General features: G+C 40.6%; 14 protein-coding genes. 5 read left to right on the forward strand and 9 right to left on the reverse strand.

Annotated features, from left to right (window positions below; genetic code table 11):
• Positions 1–198: 198 nt before the first annotated feature.
• Together AC0L4E_RS03030 and AC0L4E_RS03035 are read left to right on the forward strand one after the other, a co-directional pair.
• Positions 199–2376 (forward strand): malate synthase G, encoded by a 2178-nt coding sequence (locus AC0L4E_RS03030; protein ID WP_473677942.1) that lies wholly within the window; start codon positions 199–201, stop codon positions 2374–2376.
• 185 nt (positions 2377–2561) lie between these two features.
• Positions 2562–2987 (forward strand): CBS domain-containing protein, encoded by a 426-nt coding sequence (locus AC0L4E_RS03035; RefSeq protein WP_220753500.1) that lies wholly within the window; start codon positions 2562–2564, stop codon positions 2985–2987.
• A 333-nt stretch (positions 2988–3320) separates the two neighbouring features.
• Here AC0L4E_RS03035 and AC0L4E_RS03040 read toward each other — a convergent pair whose 3' ends face one another.
• From AC0L4E_RS03040 to AC0L4E_RS03070, 7 genes are all read right to left on the reverse strand, one after another.
• Positions 3321–4832, reverse strand: coding sequence for a DUF3360 family protein (locus AC0L4E_RS03040; protein WP_473677943.1), 1512 nt, complete (start codon positions 4830–4832; stop codon positions 3321–3323).
• 410 nt (positions 4833–5242) lie between these two features.
• Positions 5243–7321, reverse strand: coding sequence for an alkyl/aryl-sulfatase (locus AC0L4E_RS03045; RefSeq protein WP_473677944.1), 2079 nt, complete (start codon positions 7319–7321; stop codon positions 5243–5245).
• Between the two features lie 123 nt (positions 7322–7444).
• On the reverse strand, positions 7445–8353 hold the full coding sequence (locus tag AC0L4E_RS03050; RefSeq protein ID WP_473677945.1) for a LysR family transcriptional regulator: 909 nt from the start codon (positions 8351–8353) through the stop codon (positions 7445–7447).
• A 254-nt stretch (positions 8354–8607) separates the two neighbouring features.
• On the reverse strand, positions 8608–9585 hold the full coding sequence (locus AC0L4E_RS03055) for a methylenetetrahydrofolate reductase (protein ID WP_473677946.1): 978 nt from the start codon (positions 9583–9585) through the stop codon (positions 8608–8610).
• A gap of 316 nt (positions 9586–9901) precedes the next feature.
• Positions 9902–11059 (reverse strand): JmjC domain-containing protein, encoded by a 1158-nt coding sequence (locus AC0L4E_RS03060; protein WP_473677947.1) that lies wholly within the window; start codon positions 11057–11059, stop codon positions 9902–9904.
• Positions 11060–11409: 350 nt separating this feature from the next.
• On the reverse strand, positions 11410–12639 hold the full coding sequence (gltS, locus tag AC0L4E_RS03065) for a sodium/glutamate symporter (protein WP_473677948.1): 1230 nt from the start codon (positions 12637–12639) through the stop codon (positions 11410–11412).
• 468 nt (positions 12640–13107) lie between these two features.
• Positions 13108–13554 carry a hypothetical protein gene (locus AC0L4E_RS03070; RefSeq protein WP_473677949.1) on the reverse strand — a complete coding sequence of 149 codons (447 nt, stop codon included), beginning with the start codon at positions 13552–13554 and terminating at the stop codon, positions 13108–13110.
• Positions 13555–14044: 490 nt separating this feature from the next.
• Between AC0L4E_RS03070 and AC0L4E_RS03075 the strand changes: the two genes are divergently transcribed.
• Positions 14045–15118 carry a sensor domain-containing diguanylate cyclase gene (locus tag AC0L4E_RS03075; protein ID WP_473677950.1) on the forward strand — a complete coding sequence of 358 codons (1074 nt, stop codon included), beginning with the start codon at positions 14045–14047 and terminating at the stop codon, positions 15116–15118.
• A gap of 138 nt (positions 15119–15256) precedes the next feature.
• Here AC0L4E_RS03075 and AC0L4E_RS03080 read toward each other — a convergent pair whose 3' ends face one another.
• Both AC0L4E_RS03080 and AC0L4E_RS03085 read right to left on the reverse strand, forming a co-directional pair.
• The gene (locus AC0L4E_RS03080; protein ID WP_473677951.1) at positions 15257–15817 is read right to left on the reverse strand and encodes a hypothetical protein; all 561 of its coding nucleotides are present in this window, start codon (positions 15815–15817) and stop codon (positions 15257–15259) included.
• Positions 15818–15827: 10 nt separating this feature from the next.
• A complete protein-coding gene (locus AC0L4E_RS03085; protein WP_473677952.1) occupies positions 15828–16652 on the reverse strand; it encodes a cytochrome c3 family protein in 825 nt (274 codons plus the stop codon).
• Between the two features lie 543 nt (positions 16653–17195).
• On the opposite strand from AC0L4E_RS03085, the gene AC0L4E_RS03090 reads away from it, so the two are divergent.
• On the forward strand, positions 17196–17942 hold the full coding sequence (locus tag AC0L4E_RS03090; RefSeq protein ID WP_473677953.1) for a winged helix-turn-helix domain-containing protein: 747 nt from the start codon (positions 17196–17198) through the stop codon (positions 17940–17942).
• A 30-nt stretch (positions 17943–17972) separates the two neighbouring features.
• A complete protein-coding gene (locus tag AC0L4E_RS03095; protein WP_473677954.1) occupies positions 17973–18491 on the forward strand; it encodes a hypothetical protein in 519 nt (172 codons plus the stop codon).
• Positions 18492–18551 lie beyond the last annotated feature (60 nt).

Below are 18551 nucleotides of genomic sequence, written 5' to 3' on the forward strand. Positions count from 1 at the left end.
AACGCCGTTTGTCCATATCTTTGGTGAATAGTGGTGATAATAACTATAAATTGGATAAATGAACTTGGTTTGATATAGAGTAAAGTCTTGCTGCGAGTTAACTGTTATTAGTTAGATGCAAACAGTGAAAGGGTTTAGGCCTGTAATTGGGTCTTGATATTACGGTTAACGCACTGGAATTAAGGGTAGGGATATTAAATGACAGCACGTATTAAAGTAGGTGGCTTACAAATAGCTGAAGAATTGTGGCAATTGGTGGACAATGAAATTTGCCCCAAAACAGGGATTGATTCAGCAGAGCTCTGGGCTAAATTTGAGGATATTGTTAGCGAATTTTCTCCACTCAATATCAAGCTGCTACAAAAAAGAGAACGCCTACAACAGCAAATTGACCAATGGCATATTGACCATCCTGCTAAAGATTTTGATGCGACCCAATACAAAGCATTTCTTACCGAAATAGGTTACCTCGTTCCTGAAGGCGATCCCTTTGAAGTTAGCACCGAAAATGTTGATCATGAAATCGCCTCGCAAGCTGGGCCTCAACTTGTGGTGCCAGTCAAAAACGCTCGTTTTGCACTTAACGCTGCCAATGCACGTTGGGGCAGTTTATACGATGCACTTTATGGCACCGATGCAATATCAGAAGAGGGCGGCGCTGAGCTCACTAAACAATATAACCCAGTTCGTGGCGCTAAAGTCATCGCGTTTGCTAAGCAACATTTGGATAATGCCGCTCCGTTAGTTACCGGCAGCCATGTTGATGTGAAGCGCTACTTTATCGAAGCTGGCGAATTAACAATGCAGCTAGCCAATGGTGAAAACACAACTTTAGCGCAAGCTGACAAGTTTGTTGGCTATCAAGGCAATGCTGATGCGCCAAGCGCTGTATTACTAGAAAATAATGCTCTACATATTGAGGTGCAAATCGATCCTAGCAGTGTCATTGGTAGCACTGATAAAGCAGGTATAAAAGACCTATTAGTTGAAGCAGCTGTTACTACTATTATGGACTGCGAAGATTCCGTTGCAGCTGTTGATGCGGAAGATAAAGTAGAAGTTTACCGTAACTGGTTAGGCTTAATGCAAGGCAACTTATCGGCTTCACTGAGTAAAGGTGGCAAACAGATCGTCAGAGAATTAAATGACGATCGTGTTTACTGTGCACCGAATAGTGCTGATAAACCGGTGATTTTACCCGGTCGAAGTTTACTGTTTGTACGTAATGTCGGTCACTTGATGACGATTAATGCTGTATTAGATAAAGACGGTTGTGAAGTGCCAGAAGGGATACTTGATGGCATGATCACTGTGCTCGCGGCGATGCATGATCTCAATGGCAATAATAATGGCCGTAGTAATAGTCGCAAAGGTTCGATAAATATTGTAAAACCGAAAATGCATGGCCCAGAAGAAGTGCAATTTACCTGTGACTTATTCACTAAGATAGAGGATGTGCTCAACTTGCCGCGTAATACCATTAAAGTGGGCATTATGGATGAGGAGAGGCGAACCACACTGAATCTTAAAGAGTGCATCAGAGTTGCCAAAGAACGTGTGGTATTTATCAATACTGGTTTTCTTGACCGCACTGGCGATGAACTGCATACCTCAATGTTAGCTGGCGCCTTTGTGCCAAAGTCGGTAATGAAACAGCAAAAGTGGATTACCGCTTACGAAGACTGGAATGTCGATATTGGACTCGAATGTGGTTTACAAGGCCGCTCGCAAATCGGTAAAGGTATGTGGCCGATGCCTGATGAGATGGCTGCAATGCTAGAGCAAAAAATGGCTCATCCTAAAGCGGGGGCCAATACTGCATGGGTACCTTCACCAAATGGTGCAGTCTTGCATTCGACTCATTATCATCAAATTAATGTGGTTGAAGTTCAGCAACAGATTAAGCAACGTCAGCGCGCCAGCATTGATGACTTACTGACCATTCCGTTACTTGATGAAGCGACCACACTCACTAAAGAACAAATCACCTTTGAGTTAGAAAATAACGCCCAAGGTATTTTAGGTTATGTGGTGCGCTGGATTGACCAAGGCGTTGGCTGTTCGAAAGTACCCGATATTAATAATGTCGGTTTGATGGAAGACCGAGCCACATTGCGGATTTCGTCGCAATATCTCACCAACTGGCTAGAGCATGGTTTATGTAGCGAAGAAGAAGTATTAGCCGCGCTGAAAAAGATGGCTGCTGTGGTCGATACTCAAAACGCAGGGGATGCTGAATACATTAATATGGCACCTAACTTTGACGGCATAGCCTTTAAAGCTGCGTGTGATTTAATTTTTAAAGGTAAAGCTCAGCCATCTGGCTATACCGAGCCTTTACTACATGCTTATAGAATCCAATCCAAAGCGAGTTAATAAAAGCCAAAGCTAGTTGATATAAGCATCATAGTATTGTTTAAATTGCCCAAAACACTAAAGCCCTAATCATCACAATTAGGGCTTTTTTGTTGGTTAGCTTTTAATGAACCGCTCGTTAAATTGCTAGCCATTCATCCAGAGTTTGGCTAATGTGGATGAATGATTAATAAAGGAATATTAAGATGAAAGTGCACGATATTATGACTCAAAACCCCGTTTGCATTAGCGATGAAGCAAGCTTGAAAGATGCCCACCAATTAATGCAAAGCCGCAATGTTCGTCACCTCCCTGTTATTTCTGAAACTGATGGTCAACTGATCGGAATGTTGACCCATAAAAAAATGATTGCCAGTGTGCTAACTATGCTCAATAAATACGGCCAAGGGGCATTAGACAGAAAAGAGCGTTACACACCTATTGCCGATATCATGGAAACCCAAGTGCAAAAGTTAGGTTTAGATGAGCCGTTAACGATTGTGGTGCAGTACTTTATTGATAATAAGTTAGGCTGCTTACCTGTGGTTGATGAGCAAAATAAAGTACTAGGGATTGTCACCTCATCAGATTTTGTCAAACTGTGTCAGCGATTACTGTTAAAGCATAATTAAACGTAATATTCCTTTTAAATCACAGTCTGCAGTTAATAGGCTTTGGTTTTAGTCATAGGGGTTATAGTCACTTTGGTTAAACTCACTTTGTTTATAGTCACTTTGATTAAACTCACTTTTTTATAGCCACTTTGGTTAAAGTCATTGGGGTTATATTCACTATGCTTACCGTCACTTTGTTTAGAAGTGAAAATTTGAGCTAGTTACACTAGCTATAAAAAATGGTTCAACGAATAATATCGCTGAACCATTTTTGTATTTGCTTATAGAGTTAGAACTGCAAAATATTATGACTAACTTTAGCTTTATAGTGCTAATAGAGATTCATCGTCATCATTTCAATCCCGAAATCAGTGGCGGTATTCCCGGTAAAATCCCTACTGCTGCCATGACCCCTGTTAACACTACAAACATAATGCTCGGCACTATCCAGCGGTTCATCTTGGTTAATTTGGAGCTACGCTCTTTACAGCCAATTAAGCCAAGGTTATCTAGTAACATAGTCAGTGACCAGCCAAATGCAGGGTTTACCAATACCGATGAAAACACCACAATGGCTGCCGATTGAGTGGTTTTACCTTCACGGGTCATTTCCATGCCTGCTTCAAGTAAAGGGATAAATACCCCAACCACTAATGCAACACACAGTACCGGCTCCCATATGGCTAAATCCATCGGGTAGCCCCAAAGTGCGGCGATAACGCAAAACAGCGCAGTCAGTAATGCACCTGCAGGTATAGGGCGCTTTGCAATGGCCGCTGGCACAATATATGTGCCCCAAGATGAGGTGAAATTTGCCCCGCCCATAATTGAGCCGATGGTTTGACGAATTGATGCCGTGGTCATGGTGTCATCAATGTTCATATGTACTTTTTCAGTACGTTCTGGGTAATTAATCTTTTGAAAAACTTGATGACCTAAAAAGTCAGGCGACCACATGGCTACGGCTAAAATGGCAAATGGCAGTACGACCATAAAGCTTTCTAATGTCGGTAAACCCAGCATCCAGCCTGTATCTTCACCCCACCAATACATCGGGTTCATGTTAGGCAAACCTGGTTCGGTGTGAAATTCAAATGGCGCACCTAAAGCAAATGCCAGTGTGCCACCCAGTAGACAACTTAGCGGCACCGCTAACCAGCGCTTACGCCAATGCTCTAGTAATGCATACAATATGATGGTGCAGAAAATCACAATGAAAGCGATATGAGACATACCAATATCATTTGCCCAAGCAATGAGTTTATTCACTTGCGACGCTGTGCCGACAAATCCGAGATACAGCAGCAGTCCTCCACAAACCCCTTTACTGGTGAGGTTTGCTAGCATACTGCCACCTTTACTGATGGCGAGTATCAAGCCAAGTGCACCAATAAGCAGACCAAATGCCATTGGGTGACCACCTGCAGCGACCACAATGGGGATCATTGGGATAAGTGGGCCATGGGTTCCTGCAAGGTTTGCCGTTGGGAGTAAAAAGCCTGAAAAAATGACGATAAAGAAGGCGGCAATGATCAGCTCATAACGCACATTTTCTAAAATAAAGCTTTCATTAAGACCAAGAGAAGTCGCAAAAGTAGTCGCAATAGCGCCCACCATCACGACCTTACCGATAGTTGCCGCCATAGCTGCAATAGAGTCTTCTGGTTCGAATCGATAATCTTTGACTGGTAAATTAGGACGCCAGCGTTTCGGCGCCATAATTTTCAGTTCATTTTCTAAATATTGTTCTCTACTTTCAAACTCAGAGCTGGATTTATGCTGTTGCTGGTAAGTCTGCTGTTGACTCTGATCGTTTAACTCGGCACTTTTTTGTTCATGCACTGCTTCAGAATTACTGCTCATATCATTCCTGTTGTTCACTCACTAAAAGCGCGTTGTCGACTAATTTAGAGCCAGCTTATCTGAACCAAGTTGGCAGAGCTAACATTAAAAGCGATTTGAGTCTCAGACATTAGTCGTATAACACAAAAAATTAACATAAATAAAATCAATAGTTTGTGGTTGATTATTGAACAGTGTTCAAATGTGGATTGCCTGTAACTTGAAATGACTTCAATCAAAATAAGCGTGTATAGCAATAGGGGAATAGATTTGTGGAGTGGTTTAAGAATACGTTTTGAGCGATTATTTAGTAGAGTTTTACAGATATAAAAATGGTTCAGCGACTGATGTCGTTGAACCATTTTATAAGCCTTTAAAAATCGTTAATTAGACTTTCATGCAATAGCGGTTATTGATAGATGCAATAGCGGTTATTGATAGATGCCCGCATCGACCTGTTGTCCTTTCGCTGGACGAGGGACGATTTCAAATGCGCCGTCAAATTCAACTGAGATGTCAGCAAGTGTTTGCATTACTTCGGTATTACCTTTTATCGTCGCTTTATTTGCTTTGATTAAATCGGCTAGAGTGGTTTGACCGAGTAATACTTGGTTGATGTCAGCTTTGTTAATCTCAAGTGTGGTATCGGCAGTTTTAAATTCGTTAACCTGCACGTTATTCAAATTACCATTTGATAGTTCAACAAAGAACTTTTCACCGATATCTGGCACATTGATATTCAAAGTAAAATCTAAACCTTCTGCTTTTTTCGCGACCACTTTAACAGCCATAAAATCAAGTAGGTTTTCGACGGTCATTTCAGAAAGAACGTCGGCAGATAGCGTTTTAGGTGTGCCTGGTAATGTCCCCACTCGCACTTCTTGTGCGCCAGTTAAAAATACATTTCTCCAGCCGGCACCTTCTGCTTGATAACCTTGTTGCTCCCAGTTATCTGCCAATAATTTACGTGCATCGGTATAGTCATCACATGCACGAACAATATGGTCCAGCATGACACCAGCAAAGCGGTAATTACCATCGTCAAATTGCGCTTTAGCCGTTGTATAACCCGCCTCACAGCCGCCATATGCTTGAGTAAAATGCTTCGCTTCTTCATTCACGGTTAAGCGGTTTAAGTTAGCTGGGTTCATGTCAAAGTAACCCAAGTACATGTTGTAAACTGCGCGAGCATTGTGACTGTAAGTACCGTGATAACCATTGGTGTGCCAAAGCTGTCTTAATGATTCAGGTAGTTCGCTATCGATGGTTGCACCGATATCTTGAATACCCATTCCTTCGTTTGCTAAACGCAGTGTTTGATTGTGAACAAAGCCATAGTTGTCACGCTGCTCTTTCATAAAACTAACGATATTGCTATTGCCCCAAAGCGGCGCTGAGTGTGAGCCCATTAATACTTCAATGTCTCCGCCCCAAGCATTGATCATCAAGTTGATATCTTTAGACCACTTAAGTGAATCACGTACTTTTGCTCCGCGTAAGGTATAAATATTGTGCATACCTTGGTAAATCATTTCACCAGTCCAGATGGTGTTGTGCTTTGGCAGGTAAGCGACATGTCCTGAAGGCGCTTCTGTGCCAGCAGTGTCCATAAAGACGAACGGCACGCCGTCAATTTTGTACTCATAGAACTTTTGATCATCACCTGATGGGAAGGTGACATCTGGCGCTACGAGCGTAATATTGTGATCAAGGCCCTGCGACCAACCGTTAGACAGTGCTGCATCAACAATACCTGTTTGTGACGCAGCGCCTAAGGTTGCGCCATATTGGAAAGCGGCGCGTCGAGACATAGCATTACCAGCTAACACGTTTTCATCGACGACTTCTTTTACAAAGTTATGCGGTGCATACACTTTCACATCAGGGAAACGGTTTTGTACTGCACGTGAGCCGCCAAAATGATCGGCATGAGAGTGTGAATAAATCATCGCAATGACTGGCTCATCGCCACCTTCAGGCACATTTTTCAAGAAAAAGTCTAATGAACTTTCCATTGATTTGTCGTGCATCAACACATCATAAACAATCCAGCCGGAATCTGATTTGATGAAAGTGGTTGAAGATAAGTCAGTACCGCGAACTTGATAAATACCTTCTGTTACTTGGTATAAACCGTCAGCTGAAAAGTTAGCTTGGCCTTGACGCCATAAAGAAGGGTTGACTGAATCTGGTGATGAATCATGGGCTTCTAAACCTGAGTGTAAGCCTTTGAAGCGATCCCGTAGATGTGTACTGGTTTTTTCATCTAATGGAGTAATGAGTCCGCGATCGTTGTCTGCAAACACGCGGGTATCTTCGAAATTGAGTGTTTCAGCGAGTGCTTTGTTGGCAGCAATTGTATGTTGCGATGCAGGTTTACCTTTACCTGTTGCAAGGGCTCCTGCTGTAACGTGTTCATGGGCGTGGCCAGCATGTTCATCGTGATTATGTGCAATAGCGCCAGTAGAGATGATTGATAAAATTGAAACTGCAATGATAGATTTTTTCATAGTATTACCCTGACTCATTACCATCCCTGAATCATGTTGCGACTTCGTCCGTAGTCGCGATATGGGTATACTTTACTAAACTACATATTTTTAAAAACAGTATTAACTAATAGCAGATATCATTTATGGTGATATCTGAATGGTGGATAATATGATGCTTCTTAACCAGAGTGTGGCTTGATTATTCTGCATTTTTGATAATGAAATCATGTATGAATTGAAGTCTTTAGTAGCAAAAGGAAATTCAAGCAGTTGCAGATTAAAAGCTTGTTGATATTGCTGAGCAAGAGACTCTGGCACAACACCAATAGCATCACTGTAGGATACCGCTGCAATCATACCTAGCAGTGATTTATGTTGGCTATATATGGTTCGCTGCGGTAAAACTTCGTCAGTTATCCAATCTACAAACTTAAGATTTACTCGGGTGACATCATAGGTGGCATGTTGTTCTAATAAGTAGCTTTCTTTGCTAATGGTAGTCGGCGAAATTCGAGGGTGGTCTTGCCTAGTGATACAGTTTAACCGCTGCTTAAAGATAAGCTCTGAATGAAATAAACGGCTTTCTGGCTCACCAACATCAATCACTAAATCGACCTTTTCATCGCGTAAATCATCATAGATCCTTTGTTCATTTGAAGGCAATTCCATTAAGGTCACTGAGGGCGCAAAGTCCTTGAGGCTAATATCAAGGTTTTTTCTAAGTGGATGGAACATGGCTTCGTGACAATAAATGGTGAATCTTTTGGTCGATGTGAGGGGATCAAATTGCTCAATCCCTTCTAGCATACTCTCGATCTCGAGTAGCGGGTTTTGTAGGCGTTGATATAAATCATCAGAAAACTGTGTGGGTTTAATACCGCGACCTGTGCGAGTAAACAACTCTTGGTTTACATTGGCTTTTAATCGATTAAGTGCATTACTGATGGCTGATTGAGTTAAATCTAAATGTTCTGCAGCCCGTGTCACTGACTGCGACTCGTAAGCGGCAGAAAAAATACGTAACAGGTTTAGGTCAAATTTGTGTGCCATTCGGTTTATCCACTTTTAAATACAGTTTCATACTGAAGTGAACTTTGAAATCATTCAAGTTTTTAAGTCGAACATTGCTGTTTAAACAGTAAATGGCTTAGTGATAGCGAGTGGTTTAGCTATAGCGAGCGGTAAATAGAGGTTTACTATATTTCGATTAGAACACTTGAACTTAAGCATTTGAAAATAAGCATTGGCTGTAAGCCCTATGATGAGGGCTCATCATAGGGCAGGCTGTTTATTATTACTGAAGATTAGCTTTTATGTTGAACAAATTGATTAATTTGATTTTGAGCTAAAGCCTGATCCATGGTGCCTTTCAGTAGCTTATACATCAAAATTGACGCGTCAATTTCTGTTTTACGATTCGTTAAGCTTTCAATATTAAGCCCCAATGGGATATTGAGGGGAAGCACGGCTTCCAAGATTGTCAGTAGATTACTATGGTTAACCTTAATTGATTCATATAGTGGATCAGCTGCTGATAAAATTCGTTTGCTGGTGGCCTCAGGAACAGAGACGCCTAACCAATTGATAAACTCAAGGGTTTTAGCGCTGCCGCAGGGGGAGAATGTCAGAATGACGCGATTAGGTTTTACATTATTTTGCTCGCACTCTTCTGCATAGCTCGTCAGCATATCAATTGTCGCCTCGGCGTTATACACCGCTTGAGTGATGTAATATTCACAGCCCTGATTAGACTTATTAATTAGACGAATATGTTCATTCTTTTTACTTAAATGGCGCTCGGCAATGGCTACGCCGCCAAGATAAAAATCTTTCGAGTGAGCCGCCAACGTGCTGTATGCATCTTTTAAAGATAACGAGCTTGTTGCTTGGGCAGATGGAGAGCCCACTAAGACGAGATCTTTGACATTATTTTGATACCAAGCACGTGATAACCACTCAGTAAACTTCTGCTCATCAAGCCCCGCGACACTTTTATACGCGATCACAGGCTTGCCTGATTTCTGATTAATCAGTTGCGCATATGTGCCAGAGTCATGGGTGGCCTTAAATGGAAAAGGTCTTGGGGTGTCAATACGACTGGTTTCATCTTGAATGTCATAGATGATCAATCCATCAAAGCTAATTTCATCAAGGCGGGCTAATAGCTTATCGGCAATAGTGCTTACCGACTCAAAGTCGGTGTCTATCTTGGGTGGCGTCGTACCAATAAAATAAATTCCACGGTGGTGATCGGACGAACGCTGCTTTAATGATTTTCTCATGTTTTAGCCGTCTAGATGGATATTAGGTTCATTGTGACTTAATTTTGGACTGTTGTTAAGACTGAACAAGACTAATTTATGTCTAGATGAGCAAAATTGATGAAATTAACTGATTGAAGGTAGTTGTAGATTGGTTTGGCTTAAGTTTTTTTCATTAGCATATTTTGGGATTATGAAAAAAATGGTTCAGCGACGTGTGCCGTTGAACCATTTTTTAAAGCGTTTCTTTTAAACTCTGTTTTGAATAGTGCTAGGTATCTAATCCTATAACTAACTTAATCTTAAGTTCGATCTTAAGTTAGATTTTAAGTATGAATTACTCTATTTCTTCAAAGTACCAGTAACCTGCATTAACCCAAGCAGTTAGCTGCGCAACGAGTAGCTCATCATTTAAAAATGGACTGAGTTCTTCAACGGTAAGCTCTTGGGTATCACATAACAATGCAATGAAAGCTTCGCGATTGGCTGTTATATCTGCTGTAAGGGTAAATTGCTCGCCATTGATATAAAGCACACCATCAGCAATGCTTGTTTCAAAGTACAATGTGCGTAAACCGCCTAATTTAACTAGTGGTTGCTGCTTTAATTGCTCAGTAATATCTAAAGCTTGGAAACCTAAACATTCATCGGGTAAATCCAATTCACACTTAGATTGAGTTAAGAAGCGTCCGCTAAATTCACTGACGAGTTTGTCATCTAAAGTCGCAAACAGTTGTTGTTTGATACGCTCTAAATCACTGTTATTCACAATGCCTGAATTGTTGCTTAAGCTGCGATCAGGATCGGCAATCTGCTCGTTACATAGGTCTTTGTCGATGATGTGGTCGGCTAATGCACTGACCATATCTTTAGCTGATGCGGTTCTATATCCCACAGAGAAACTCATTGAAGGCTCAAGTGTTACGCCGTCATGAGGGTAGCCCGGTGGTAGGTATAAGATATCACCAGGGAGCAATTCTACATCGATAATCGGATCAAATGCTTCGGTATGCAGCAGTGCAGGGTGGGCTGCAAATTCTTTGTGCGGCCCAAGATCGCCCACTCGCCAACGTCGTCTGCCTGAACCTTGGCAAATGAATACGTCATATAAGTCGATATGTGGGCCGACTCCGCCGCCTGGTGTGGCGTAACTCACCATAACGTCATCTAAGCGCCAGCGCGGGATAAAATCAAAACACTTGAGTAGGTTTTCAGCTTCAGGTACCCAGTTATTCAATGCTTGAACAATTAAGGTCCAGTCTGTTTCACCTAATTCTTCATAGGATTCAAATGGGCCAAATTCTGCTTGCCATTCATCGTTTGCTTTAAATACGCGGCGTGATTCAACCACGTCTTCGCAAGCAAGCCCTGCCATTTCTTCAGGTGATAGAAGATCTTCAAAGTTTTTAAAGCCTTGACGGATCACCAATGGTTTCTTTTGCCAGTATTGCTCAAGAAACTGTTTTGGTGTCATACCATTTAAATCTAATTGCATGTTTATTACCCACTAAAATTTGCGGCGATCCTAGCAAGTATTAGTAATCATTAATTTGCCTGAGATCATACATTCACAGATTAGTGAGGGTTTATTTATGTGTATCAATCGCTGTTTTGTCATTACATTAGCCAATTGTTGATAGTATTTGTTGATAGTCACTTGGGTGACTGTCAAAGCCCATCGACAATGGATTAAATAGTCCTGTTGCAGCATTACTCGCTAAGCTTGTTCGAACAGATATGCTGGTGGATTAACTCTGAGTTAAGAGTTTGCAGCAGCTTTAAAATGAAAAGGCGAACCTAACTTAGTTCGCCTTTTTGATATTGTTGGCCGTTAAAATTGAGTGATTAAAAGCTCACGAACATATTAATAATCATTGCGTTGATGATATCAATAAAGAATCCGCACACTAAAGGCACAATAATAAAGGCTCTGTGGGCTGCGCCATATTGCTGAGAAACCGCCGTCATGTTGACGATAGCTGTTGCAGTTGACCCTAAAGTTACCCCACCAAAACCAGAACATATCACCGCAGCTTCATAGTCTTTGCCCATCATTCTAAAGACCACGAAAATGGTGAATACAATGGAAAGAATCACTTGTAAAGTCATCACCACTGAGATGTAAGCTAAACTGCCTTCAAGTTCCCATATTTTTAAGCTCATTAACGCCATGGTTAAAAACATACCTAAGCAGATATCTTGGATTAAGGTTAATCCTCTGGAGGCATCTTCAATGTAGGTTTGGTCTTTATCCTTATTACGGTTGAGTATGACGCGCCCTATGTTGCCGATAATAATACCGGCAAGTAAACATGCTACAAACATCGGCAGTTTCAGGCCTGCACCTTGTAATCCTAAGTCAAGAAAGTAACCCATGATTAACGTGACATTGAGCCATAACCAAGCGCGTAATACCCCAAAATAATCGACTTTAATTGACTTGCTATTCTCTTGATGGCTAGCACCAATATCTAGCTCATCATTTAAGTTGGGTTTTACTTTATGCCGCTTCATTAAATATGCTGCAATAGGGCCACCAATTACGCAAGCTGCGATAAGGCCTAAGGTATTAGATGCTATGCCTAACTCGCTGGCATTAGTAATTCCTAACTCCTCAACAAAGGTAGGAGTCCATGCCATGGCTGTGCCAACACCACCTATGAGAGAAATAGAACCTGACATTAAGCCAGCTTTAGGGTCTAAGCCAAATAAGGTCGCAACACTCACTCCCATAACATTTTGTAAAATGATGAAGGTGCTAGATAGCACTAATAAAATAAGTAAAGGCTTACCACCTTTAATTAGGGTTGCGAAATCGGCTTTTAATCCAATGCCTGCGAAAAAATATAGTAAAAGCACATCTCTGACATCAAGGTTAAATTCTATTTGTAATCCAAAGGCATAATAGAGCACACCGACGATGATCGCGCAGGCAAACCCGCCCACAACAGGCTCAGGAATGCTGTACTTACGTAATATTTCATACTGCGAGATAATCCCCTTACCTATAAATAAGGTAATAATTGCTAGGGTGAATGACACGAAGTCTTTAACTTCGACTAACTGTGGCTCCATTGTTTTTCCTCTGCTGGGTTACATTTAAAAACTGGACTAATTAATTGAGGCTAACTCGCTAGTCAAATAGATTTATATGATCTATTAACGGTTGAATTAACCGGTAAACCATTATCAATGTTGATACCCTAATAGAAGCTTGATGCAATATTAATTAATTGTAATTATTAACTTTTATTTCTTATTCGTTCAGCTTAAGTTCAGAATTTTAGTTAACTAGCATTTTGATGAGGTAGTGTTACGAAGAGGTCGTGTTAGGAAGATGAAGTGTAAGTAAGTTGTATTATGGAGTTTGATTAAGGTTAAAGTTCAAATGTTGTGCCGAATCAGTATTAAATATTGGATATAAAGGCGATATTTCACAGTGATAAATGCTCAAGGTTATTTTGAGGGGTAACGGAATGAATCAAATGAGGTGTCGTTTGAGCATAACTGGATAGCTTGCATTGTTAATCAGCTAATAAAAGGTTACCGCACAGCTAGAATTAACCTGCCGTCATCAAGCTTTTCACCCACTTCTGCGCTATCCAGCTTTTGTCCTAGTGGGGATTGCGGAGTAATAACGACAATCTTACCGTCATTGAGTTTTATGCCACCGCAGACAGGCATTAACCAACAGGTCATGCCGCCTTGTAAGGTGACGATAGCACCTAAGGCGATTTCATCTTCTTCATTGAAACCTTTAAGCACCATAGCGTTTAAGCGTTTGAGCATTACATCAATATCAGCCACCCGTTGCGATTGTCCATGGGCTAAATACGCCGCTTCTAATCCAATAGTGTCGTATTGTGTTTCAGCAACACTTTGCTCATTAGTGGCGTCATTATGAGCATCTTCTGCAGCCGCGAGTGCTGTTTGACGTTGAGCAGTTAAGATAGCTAATAAATTTTGCAGTAAGAATTCTTTTTCGGTCATAGCACTTTAAATGAAATATTGGTTAATTCTATTGTTACTTACTTCTCGTCATACACTAGTTACTTTCTTCTTGTCGTAAATTTGTTACTTATTAGCGCAATTAAAAAGGATGGTAATAACGTTTACTGTATTTTATCAAATTTATTGTTTCATTATAGGGCTAAATAGCACTTCAATAGACGCTTAATATAGACGGAAAGTTAACCTCGTTAAATGATTTTATTTAAGAGTTTATAAGGCCAAACTGGACAAGTAATTAGTTTTATAAAAGTTTGATTAAACTCTCGATTTTTCTATAACTTTCATAAATTTGTAGCTGTTTCCTGGTATTTTTAATAGGATAAAATTAATGATTAGTTAAACTTGATGAACTAAATAGATTGGAAGGAACCTACTACCAACATTAGCAAGTGTTTAACTATTACTGAAAGAAAAGGCCCATGGAAGTGGTTGTAGTATTTTCTAAAGTTATTTGAAGCATCGAAAGCCTATGAAACAAGTAATGAGTGTGACATCTAACGAGCGCTATGCGGAGCTTTTTGACTCCTTAGTGCGGGTAAGTAAAGGGTTAAATAAAGTCAGTTCTCTTCAGGAAATGGCCGCTTTTTTACAAATTGAAACCGATAAATTGTTCCGGCTGACTGATGTATGGATATATATCGTCGATGCTAAACATAAGGGCTGGATTAATCATGTGGCTGGCGTTGGCCCAAATGCTGATGTCATGTCCGGAAATGTTCCTCGTATTAATTGTAATACTGATCCCATTTTTAAAATGATGCTTGGTCAACGAAAAATCTTTTACACCGAAGATCTATTGGTTGAACCTCAAGCTGATCACGATGTCACCCCAAAACTTAATTTACGCACTGTGGTGAATTATCCCTTGTTTGTGGACGCTAAAGCCTTAGGCGTAATGGCGTTTGGCAGCTTTGGTGAGAAAATCGTAAAACTATCACCGCTTGAGCTCAATTACTTCGACATCATCACAGAGCAAACCGCACTGACTGTTTCACGAATGCATTTTTTTGATAAGTCTCAACAAGATCATTTAACCAAATTATCAAACCGTTACGGGTTAGAGAAAAAACTCCGCGATTTACGTAATGATAAAAATGAAACCAATAGCAAATTCTGTTTCATTTATATCGATTTGAATAACTTTAAACAAATTAATGACAGCCATGGACACCTTGCTGGCGATCATATTTTGGCGCAATTCTCATTAAATTTAGCCAAAGAGTTTCGCAGCGCTGATATCATTTCAAGAGTCGGTGGTGATGAATTTGTATTAGTATTTTCAGTACCTAAAAAAGACTTTGATGTAAAACGCTTTATTAATCGCATTGAAGATAATTGTTGCACCATAAAATATCAAAATATCAGTTTTCAGCTAGCCTTTGCATGGGGCCATGTTGTAGCTGAAGGTAAAGACCATTCTGTTAGTGAGCTATTTCAAGTAGCAGATAAAAACATGTACCAACTTAAACATGCACAAATCAAAATAAATAAGCTCAAAATGCCAAAAAAGACGGCTAAAGAACAAAAGCCCACTATTGCTTAAGTTGACTGGGAATTATTCATTATCTTTACCGTCCACATTTAATTAATGCTCTAATAAAAACAAAAAAAGCCGTAGCAAACCGCTACGGCTGTGAATGCCTAATGCCTTTTACGGGGACGGTATCAGGCCGGGTGATGGCTATTCTCCTGCGGGAATTAGCTCGAATTCATTAGATGCTTTCTCACCATGAATTTGAATAGCAACTTTAAATACTTCTACAGCACCTGCAGCTGCTTTGCTTTCAAGATCAAGGTCAACGGCATTAAAGGTATATTGTCCTTCAGTTTCTGTTTCAGTCAGTACTCCTGCGCAAGCGTCTTCACTGCTGGTATCGCAATTAAACGTTTGACTGACATGCCAGCGCTTCCATGCTTTGGCATTTGATGATGACGCCGCAGGATCTGGGTAACCAAAATACATAATGCTGTAGTTAGTTGCGTCAGTGATCGCTTTTTCATCACCATTATCTAGGCTAAAAGTTAATGCGCCAGAACTCGCATCGTACTCGTCCACTGTTAAAACAACCGTGTCTGCATCATTAATAGTAATGACTTCAGTTGCAGGTGGGTCGACTGGATCTGTTACTGGTGGCTCAACGACCGGTGGGTCGACTGGATCAGTGCTAGTATCGTCATCATCATTACAACCCATCAAAAGCAGCGAACTGGCCAGCAAGACGCTCAATAATTTAAGATTCATAATGGGCTCCTTAATTAAAATGACCAGTATGACATGTTTGACACTCTAAGTCGCCTTTAACACTGGCTGCACTGCCCATAGTTTCAGTTGTGCCGTGACAAGTTTGACAAGCTTGAGTCTCTTCTGATGCCATTGCTTCAGGTAAAATTGAGATATCTTCAGCTGCATAAGCGCGGTTAAGTAGGTCGACAATGTAGTAAGCCATGCTGGCAGACAGACGTTTACAGCGTTCACCTTTTTCAACGAAAGGTTTACCACCATTAATGGCAGACCAGTTACTGATAGATGAATGACATAATGGGCTGTTAGCCACTGAAGTTTTGCCTACAAGCTCACTTTTTTCAGCTGTAGAGCCAATACCAGCAACAAACTCATCAGAAGATAATGGTAAGTCTGTTCTTTCGTAGTAACGGAATGACGCAGCAATAATCGCAGAATTTTGGTCGTTAATATCATCAAGAATATTAATTAACATACCCGCGGCGTTTAAGTTACCGCAAATAGTACCTTGTCCCACAATCCCAGCCCAACCGTAGCCAGCTAACGCTGTAGGGATTGACGCAAAGTTTGCTGCATCAGCACTTGAAGATTCGGATAGTTTCGTAACGATTGAATGGAAAACTTGATGCATACAACCGCCACCTGTTTCATAGGCTAGTTTGGCTGTTGCCATTGCATCTAATGGTACATATTTTAATTTATCACCCAGTTCTAAACGGAAATTGCCATTTTCATCTGTGGCCGCGAATGCCGAAGTACCTACTAAGGTTGCTCCAGCTGCAACTGTGCTGATACCAATAATTTGGGTTAATGCCTGACGTCTATTTATGCTCATAATAATCACCCTATTTCTAATGTTACTGCTAAGTTTTTATGTCTAAGTTCTTGTGTCTAAGTACTTATGTATTAACTACAAGCTTGAGTGCTTGTTTTGTTTTAAGTCGTACTTGTATTCATATCTTCGAGTCTGCAGGTTTCTTATTTGAATCACTCAGCGCTGCTCGATGGGTCTAATGTAAGCAATGGGAGAATTAATAGTGTGATGTAAAGCAGAGAAATACAGTGGTTGAAATAAGGGAAAGTTGGCTAATAAAACTTCAACAATTAAGAAGAACTAAAGGTGGATTTTTAGCTGAGTTAGCTAAAAGTGAGGCCTAAATCACGCTATTAATGAGATTAATAAAGATTAAAGTCAGTTTTAATGATTCTAAAGTTGCATTTAGTTTATTAATTTGTGTGATTTAAGTCTCAATTTGTTGTTGTAGCATGGTTATCTGCCTCAAAAGTGCAACTGAGCAGAGCGAAATTACGCAGGATCACAGAATTTTTTGATGGTTGATTTAGACTGATAATATTAAGTAACTCTTGGGATGTAACCATGCAATTAGGCCATTGCAGATTTGATGAAGCGAAGGGTGAATTAGTTAATAGCGACAGTGGTGAAACTTGGCGTCTTCCACGTGCTGAGTTACAAGTACTGAGTCTATTGATTGATTACCAAGGCAAGGTTGTGGCCAAGCCATTGCTAAAAACAGGTGATGGCAAAGAGCAGCCGCTAAGTGATGCTTCAGTCGCTCATGCTATTTTTACATTGCGGGGCTTTTTAGGGCCTCAATATGAAACACTCATTGAGACGGTCAAAGGGCAGGGGTATTTATTAAAACATCACCGTAGCCGTAAAAAAGATCAAATGTGGTTTTCAGGTAAATTTAAACGATTGATTATCATAGCCATCATTTTTATTTTGTCATTACTGGTTAGTGGCATTGTGTTGATGAACTTTTCAAAACCGAACTCTTTACCTGTTATGCCAGCAAGCATTAGCACGGTGAAGTTAACATCGGGCCAAACTGTCGATGTGATTTTATACTCTCGAACCAAAACCAATAATGCCTTATTGCAAGCCCAAGGCATGCAGCTTCAGCAAAGTCTTTCGCAATGCACTAACACCTCCTGGAAAAGTGTTTATTTATCACTATCCCATGACAAGCAGGTTTTAAACGTGACCTTGCGTGGTGAGCATTTCGGCCAATCTGTTATTCGTAATCTCAAAATCAGTGATTTAAGGCAGCCGAAAAGCTTTGTCAGTCAGGAGTGGTTAAAAGGAGTTGAGATATGTGGTTAATTCAACAAATTCAGTGCAGGGAGGTTAACAATGACTAGAACATGGCGCTGGGCGATTAATATCATCATATTGGCCTTATTGATCAGCAGTATCGGGGTCATAGCGAGTCTAACTTCAACCTCTCCGAGTTTTATGCTCAGTTGTAGCTCGGAGTTGTTCAATCGCAATAATGACCAGCAAGACAGTAATCACTACCTATTGGTTGATATGTTATCTAAAGATGGACAAGCTCAGGTGCATTATCGTTACTTTAATATCGATGGCACCTCCGCTGGAACTCTATCGATGCAAGGGCAGGTGAATCATATTGATACTGAAAACATGATTTATGATATTTCAGTGAATACCAAACAAGAAAGCCCAATGGCTGAAAACCAGCAACCGCCAAAGCATTATCAATATTTATCATATGTGAGTAATCTTAATTTGACTCGCGACGGTATGCACAATCTTAGCGTACAGATTATCGAACAAGATGAAGCAAAGGATTTTGCCGTGGTGTTGTTTCAGCCCAGTAATACCGTATGTGGCTGTCGATTGGTGAATTAGCAATCATATATAGCCGCTTATGCTGTTCGCTGCGTAAGTGCTTAGCAGTCTTTTGCCCTT

The organism is Shewanella sp. GJ50-10 (genome assembly GCF_055808815.1).